Source organism: Ferruginibacter sp. (assembly GCF_031430955.1).
In the GTDB taxonomy this organism is placed as follows: domain Bacteria; phylum Bacteroidota; class Bacteroidia; order Chitinophagales; family Chitinophagaceae; genus Ferruginibacter.
This window is the reverse complement of record NZ_JANPCM010000402.1, coordinates 1-5,852: the sequence shown is the minus strand read 5'-3', so window position 1 is coordinate 5,852 and position 5,852 is coordinate 1. Positions and strand designations below refer to the sequence as shown.

The window sequence follows — 5,852 nt, the reverse complement described above, 5'->3', positions numbered from 1 at the left end:
ATATGAAATTTATTCAGGTGAAAGTACCGAGGAAGGTTATGATAAAAAAATATTTGCTGAATCTTAGAAGCTGTTTGAATTAATTTTAGCAGAATACAATTTAGCTAAAGCCTTTTTATTTTCATTGCATTACCACGCCTTTAAAGGCGTGGTAATGCAAATTGAGGTTGTCGGCTTTAGGCAAATAAAATAAATAAATAACTCAAACAGCCTCTTAAGCAAATAAAATTGGCTGTTAAGACTTTCATTAAGCAGATAATTAACCTGCAAAATCAATCCGTAATTTTCATTTTGCATATATTTATTTTCAATATTCATCCACTCAACCAACTATTTTACCATTTGTAAAATTGACTTTTCTAATAAATTTTAAACTTATCATTTTTTAATTAGCTCATTATCAAGTAACTAATTTATAAAAGAGGTATTATTCTTCGGCTATTACTACATAATAGCATACTACTTTGTTTTGCATAGTACCATATATCGCCCTATCTTTGTGTTATCAAAGGAAATAAAATTAAAACCATTAAAAAATTAAAATCATGAACACACAAAACACCAGCTTATTCACATCAATAAGCAAAGCAGCAACTAAAAAATTAACCACAGTAGTTAATGAAACACTGGCATTTAATGTTATCCAAACAAAAGCATTTACAGCTGCGGATTTATGGAATATTCAGCGCCAAAGAAAAAGCAGCCTGCAAAGAAGGCATTATGCTTAATTATAAGCAATTGAAAGGTGCAAGTGTTTAGCATATCACTTGCACCACAGGCTGAAAAGTGAGTTACTTAAAATTCTTTACTTCCATATTTTGTACTGCTAAATAAAGTTAGCTTTACCAATATAAATGCTCAATATAAATGATGTTGGATCAGCAGGTAATTGAACAAACAAAAAAATGGATTAACGATGTAGTGGTGGGTTGCAACTTTTGCCCTTTTGCAGCCTCAGTAATAAAGCAGCAAACTGTGCATTACATAGTTGAGATAAGTACAGATGCAAATATTTGCCTGCAGACTTTTTTACTGGAAGCCATGAGGATGGATGATGATGTAACTACCGAAACCAGTTTTATTATTTTCCCCAATACTTTTGAGCAATTCGATGATTACCTGGACATAGTTTCGGTTGCCGAAAAATTATTGCAGCAAAATGGCTACGAAGGTATTTATCAGGTAGCCAGTTTTCATCCTTTATATTTATTTGCAGGATCAACAGAAAATGATGCAGCCAATTACACTAACCGCTCAGTATATCCCATGCTGCATTTATTACGTGAAGCCAGCATTGATAAAGCTTTACAAAATTATAAGCACCCCGAAAATATCCCTGATACCAATATTAATTTTGCCAAAGAAAAAGGGTTGGTATATATGAAGATGCTGAGGGATGCCTGTTTGTGATGCTGATTGTTTTTTTAAGACATCCAGTTATCACCATTTTATTTCTTCCTGCTAACCCTCCACACAATATTACTTACATCATCCGTTACCAACATTGAGCCATCATCCAGTACAGCCACACAAACCGGCCTGCCATACACTTCACTTTTTGAGACATCGGCGATAAAGCCGGTTAAAAAATCTTCGGGTGCGCCGGATGGTTTGCCATTTGCAAAAGGAACAAACATTACTTTATATCCTGTTAATTCCTTACGGTTCCACGAGCCATGCTGCCCGATAAATGCACCGTTATGATATTTTGTTGGGAAAGATTGTTTATCATAAAAAGCTAATCCAAGCGATGCGGTGTGCGATCCAAGCGGCACATCAGGTACAATTGCTTTTGCTACAAGGTCGGGCCTTTGACTATCTTTTAATCTCGGATCTAAATTTTTTCCATAGTAAGAATATGGCCAGCCATAAAAGCCGCCATCTTTCACACTTGTCATATAGTCGGGTACCAATTCATCGCCTAATTCATCTCTTTCATTTACTGCTGTCCATAAAGTTGTTGTGCCAGGCGCCCAATCCATACCAACCGGGTTACGCAGGCCGTTTGCATAAATTCTTTCGCCACTGCCATCAGGATTTATTTCTAAAATGTTAGCCCTTCTTATTTCATTTTCCATTCCATGTTCTGCAGCATTACTGCCCGAGCCAATCGAAATATAAATTTTATCCCCTTTTTTATTGGCAATAATATTTCTCGACCAGTGATTATTATAACCTCCCATTGGCAGATCCACAATTTTTTTTCCTGCGCCAGCCAGGGCAGTATCGCTAATTTTATAATCAAATATCAGTAACGCATCTGTATTGCCCACATAAAAATGATTATTTAATATCAGCATGCCCAGCGGTTGATTTAATTTTTCTGCAAAAACAAAACGGCTTTCAAAAACGCCATCTTTATTTTTATCCCTGAACATAGTAATGCGGTTGGCACTGGTGCCGTAATGCTGTGTTTTTATTTTTCGGGAAAGTTTTGCCCCAAGTTTTTTAATTCCTTTTAATACAGTGTTGGTTTCCGCCACAAAAATATCGCCGTTGCTGCCCACATATATCCATCGGGGGTGGTCGAGGCCATCAGCAAATTTTGTAACTTCAAAGCCCTCTGGCGCTATGGGTGTTTTACCTTCCGGCCATCCAATTACCTTACTGTAATTTTTTGACGATTTGGTTGAATATGGTACTGGCATTGTATCTTGTATGGTTGCCCCTAAATTAGGATTAGTTTTAACAGCCTTGGTTTGAGATGTTGAATTACCACATGCAAATAGTGTAGTAATAAAGAAAAGGATAGAAATATTTTGTATCATTATTGTATATTTTTTAAAGAAGTAATTATATCATTCTATGTAACACTAAGATTATAGAAAATTTTTTAAAAAAAAATAATAAAAATGTTAATACACAAAAAAAGGATTGTTGATTTCATAAACTGAATATGACCAACCCCCTGTTAATTAAGGCAATAAATGGTAAAGCCACTTTCACAATTTTTATAATGGTCACAACCAAAATTAAAGATGCAAACAAACCTTGTCATCTTTTTATTACCCTGGTGCTTTCACATTAGCCTATTTTTTTTAATTAGTAATTGGTTACAACAGTTTGTTGCAGCCCGTTAAAAAATATACTACTGTAAGAGAAAAAGAGGAAGTGGAATAATAAAAAATTGCAAACGGTATACCAAAAAATTTTCATGCCTCTCTTTAATTAAAATATAAGAGGAAAGTGAGCGATTATTTTACATAATGAAATACCTGGTGAAAAATCAGCAATAATTATTAACCTTAATATTTTAAAAACAGACATCACACTTTTTGGCATGAGTTTTACCTGTTATCAATAATATAATTCATCATTTATTTAAATAAAACCAATTATGTTTTACAATTTTTTTAAAAAAATTACTTATTCATTACTCTTGCTTTTGATTATAATTTTTGCATCATGCAACAATGGCAGCAGCAGTAACACCCTTTCTGCTGCTGATAGTTCAAAAAACTCCGTTACGGCTGAAAAGGAGCAGCCAGTAACGCTTAAACCAAAAGGTGCCAAACCGGAATGGGGGCCGGGTATTACTCCAGAAATGCAGGTAGTTATTGAAAAATTAATGAGTTATAATGATCCTGCTTTAGTTACACTATCTGCAGCAGATGCCCGTAAACAACATTCTCCTGCAGATGCGGTAATGGATGTAATTAAAGAAAATAATATTCACGTTCCGCCTTCAAATTTGGATACCATGGGGAAAAACATTCCCGTAACGGGCGGAAATATTCATCTGAGAATTTATTCACCAAGAGGTGATGGCCTTTTTCCTGTAATAGTTTATTACCATGGCGGTGGTTGGGTAATTGCAAACCTTGATACGTATGATGCAAGTGCAAGGGCATTGGCAGAACAAACGGGTGCAGTGTTAGTTTCTGTGGAGTACAGGCAGGCACCTGAAAATAAATTTCCAACAGCGCATAATGATAGTTACGCAGCCTATGAGTGGGTTGTAAAAAATGCTGCTTCTATTAAAGGTGATGCAAAAAAAATTGCAATCGCCGGCGAAAGTGCAGGCGGTAATCTGGCTACCGCAGTATGTATGATGGCACGGGATAAAGGTTTAACTATGCCGGTACATCAGTTACTGGTATATCCAATTGCAGGGTACGATACTACTACAGCAGCTTACCAAAAAAACGCAATGGCAAAACCATTAGACCGGCCTCTGATGAGTTGGTTTTTTAATAAATATCTCAGAAGTGCGGCAGATGGCAAATCTCCAATGATTGATTTGGTAAATGCCAATTTAAAAAACTTACCCGCTACTACAATTATTACTGCTCAATACGATCCCTTACAAACTGATGGAGAAATGTTAAGTGATAAATTAAAAGCAGCCGGCGTGGCTGTAGCTTTTAAAAACTATGATGGGGTAACGCATGAATTTTTTGGTATGTCAGCTGTTGTACCACAGGCTAAAGACGCACAGGTTTTTGGTGCAACTGCTTTAAAGAATGCGTTCAATAAATAACAAGCTTTATAATAATAATTTAAAACCTCAGTTTTTCTGAGGTTTTTTTTAATTTTTTTTAAGATCGTTTCAACCATCCCGTAATACTCATTCTGCTGCGGTTAGCTTTTATTACTTCATGTTCCATCTCATCGCTTTTAAAAAATACTGCAGTTTGCGATTGAGGTTGAATTTTTTGCACAGCTTCGTTTTGATACACCAATAATTGTCCGCCATCTTCCTCCAGCCAGTTGTTGTTTAAATAATTTATAAGAGAATATTTTCTGTCGCTGTCATTTTTAAACTGGTCTTTATGGCGTTTGTAAAAACTGCCTTCTTCATAAACGGCATAATGAAATTCATAACCATTAATGCCGGTATAGCACGTGCAGTTAAGGCGATCAATAAAATTTTCTATCTGCTGTAAAAATTCCTGCTCATAAATATTGTCGTGACTTTTATCCATCCAGTAAATTTTATCGCCTCTCATTTTTTGCTGGGCATCTTTTACTTCTTTGTTGCCAATACCGGCAGCAGTCATCAAATCATCTTTTTGCAATTGCAGAATATTTTGATGCAATCCATTACTCAGCTCTTCATTTAAAAAATCATTGTCAATTCCTATACCGTTATCGAGATAACTGTCAATCAATACATCAAAACGGTTTGTCATTGTAAAATGTAATAGTTAAAAAGGGTAAGGTAGTTCTTTTGGAGATTATCATATTGCAGCGTTTTTTATAAATAGTAAAAATATTTTTATCTTTATGCATTATTACAGCAAATGAAAGACTATAAAAAATATTACATAATTCCGGCAACACCAGAAGAAGTTTACCTGGCATTAACATTACCTCATACCATTCAGTTATGGACGGGGGAGCAGGCAGAAATGAGTACCGAACCGGGGAGCGAATTTTCTTTATGGGAAGGAAGCATCGTAGGGAAAAATATTGCGTTTGAGGAAAATAAAAAAATTGTACAGCAATGGTATTTTGATGGGCAGGAAGCAGAATCTATAGTTACTATAAAATTGCATCAGCATAAACAGGGTACATCTGCAGAATTACAACACACCAATATTCCTGATGAAGCTTACAAAGAAATGGTAGAAGGCTGGGACGATAATTATTTTGGTTTACTGATAAGATTTTACTCCTCCTGATAAATACAGCATCTATTTTTTTAATGCCCACCATGTCCATAGTGCTCCTGCAAAATCTACTGCACCAAATAAAATAAGCATTGGCGGTACATAATTAAGCAATACAAATGCAGTAAAAGAAAGAAAAACAAATATTCTTGTTGGAATAGTATGTTTAAAAAAGGCATGAATATTACCTGCGCCAGCACGGTGATAATAATAACCAATACACAAAGCAAGTACACCTAC

The 5,852-nt window shown here is 35.3% G+C and carries 7 protein-coding genes; 4 read left to right on the top strand and 3 right to left on the bottom strand.

All coding sequences use genetic code 11. The features are described from left to right. The first annotated feature begins 545 nt into the window (after window positions 1–545). Together ACY65O_RS11340 and ACY65O_RS11335 are read left to right on the top strand one after the other, a co-directional pair. A complete protein-coding gene (locus ACY65O_RS11340) occupies window positions 546–728 on the top strand; it encodes a hypothetical protein (RefSeq protein WP_462220971.1) in 183 nt (60 codons plus the stop codon). Between the two features lie 139 nt (window positions 729–867). Continuing rightward, window positions 868–1,410 (top strand): DUF1415 domain-containing protein, encoded by a 543-nt coding sequence (locus ACY65O_RS11335; RefSeq protein ID WP_462220970.1) that lies wholly within the window; start codon window positions 868–870, stop codon window positions 1,408–1,410. Between the two features lie 38 nt (window positions 1,411–1,448). On the opposite strand, the gene ACY65O_RS11330 is transcribed toward ACY65O_RS11335, so the two are convergent. After that, window positions 1,449–2,768 (bottom strand): PQQ-dependent sugar dehydrogenase, encoded by a 1,320-nt coding sequence (locus tag ACY65O_RS11330; RefSeq protein ID WP_462220969.1) that lies wholly within the window; start codon window positions 2,766–2,768, stop codon window positions 1,449–1,451. A gap of 611 nt (window positions 2,769–3,379) precedes the next feature. Between ACY65O_RS11330 and ACY65O_RS11325 the strand changes: the two genes are divergently transcribed. Next, window positions 3,380–4,480, top strand: coding sequence for an alpha/beta hydrolase (locus ACY65O_RS11325; RefSeq protein WP_462220968.1), 1,101 nt, complete (start codon window positions 3,380–3,382; stop codon window positions 4,478–4,480). Between the two features lie 58 nt (window positions 4,481–4,538). Here ACY65O_RS11325 and ACY65O_RS11320 read toward each other — a convergent pair whose 3' ends face one another. Then, on the bottom strand, window positions 4,539–5,132 hold the full coding sequence (locus tag ACY65O_RS11320) for a 2OG-Fe(II) oxygenase (protein ID WP_462220967.1): 594 nt from the start codon (window positions 5,130–5,132) through the stop codon (window positions 4,539–4,541). A gap of 111 nt (window positions 5,133–5,243) precedes the next feature. On the opposite strand from ACY65O_RS11320, the gene ACY65O_RS11315 reads away from it, so the two are divergent. Beyond that, a complete protein-coding gene (locus tag ACY65O_RS11315; protein WP_462220966.1) occupies window positions 5,244–5,624 on the top strand; it encodes an SRPBCC domain-containing protein in 381 nt (126 codons plus the stop codon). Window positions 5,625–5,636: 12 nt separating this feature from the next. Here the strand turns inward: ACY65O_RS11315 and ACY65O_RS11310 are convergent. Next, window positions 5,637–5,852, bottom strand: a 216-nt coding sequence (locus tag ACY65O_RS11310) for a hypothetical protein (protein WP_462220965.1), incomplete at its 5' end; no start/stop codon positions are given.

Coding starts and splice junctions, on each gene's coding strand:
- ACY65O_RS11340 (WP_462220971.1), top strand. CDS start 546: ATGAACACACAAAACACCAGCTTATTCACATCAATAAGCAAAGCAGCA.
- ACY65O_RS11335 (WP_462220970.1), top strand. CDS start 868: ATGATGTTGGATCAGCAGGTAATTGAACAAACAAAAAAATGGATTAAC.
- ACY65O_RS11330 (WP_462220969.1), bottom strand. CDS start 2,768: ATGATACAAAATATTTCTATCCTTTTCTTTATTACTACACTATTTGCA.
- ACY65O_RS11320 (WP_462220967.1), bottom strand. CDS start 5,132: ATGACAAACCGTTTTGATGTATTGATTGACAGTTATCTCGATAACGGT.
- ACY65O_RS11315 (WP_462220966.1), top strand. CDS start 5,244: ATGAAAGACTATAAAAAATATTACATAATTCCGGCAACACCAGAAGAA.